Here is a 534-nt window from a genome sequence, read left to right on the forward strand (position 1 = left end):
CACCACCCCGCAACGCCTGGTGTCTTTCGCCCGCCCCGACGGTGAATGCTGCTCGGCACCCGGCTGCGATCAACCCGCCACCCAGGTCGAAATGCATCACTCGCGCCGCGACTACGCCCACGGCGGCTACACCGATATCACCGAACTCACCCCCACCTGCCCCAAACACAACCGGATGGTCAGCTCCCGGATCGGTGACTACACCACCGGTGTTCACGACACCGGCCCCGACGCCGGACGCACCTGGTGGCGACGCAACAGTGCACCCGGCGCACCACCCAACCCGGCACGCGTGCACCGACTCCCCGACATCAAACACCTTTTCGCACAACACCTCACACAGGTACGCGACACCATCCACGGTCCACCCGACCGTGCCGACACCCCCAACACCACAGACACCGAAGACACCGCAGACACCGTGGACCGACCACCGATCCGCGACCGACTCCGTTACACCGAGATCATCTCCGCCAACAACTCAACCGTCGAGGCCTACCTCGCCGGACACCTCGGAATCAGCCTTGAGTAACC

Annotated in this window: 1 protein-coding gene; it reads left to right on the top strand. The window is 65.0% G+C overall.

What is annotated here, in order from left to right; translation table 11 throughout:
• Positions 1 to 532: HNH endonuclease signature motif containing protein (locus QSJ18_RS20125; RefSeq protein WP_286328428.1), on the top strand; the 532-nt coding region annotated here is incomplete at its 5' end.
• Positions 533 to 534 lie beyond the last annotated feature (2 nt).

The organism is Gordonia heveisoli, assembly GCF_030315745.1.
In the GTDB taxonomy this organism is placed as follows: domain Bacteria; phylum Actinomycetota; class Actinomycetes; order Mycobacteriales; family Mycobacteriaceae; genus Gordonia.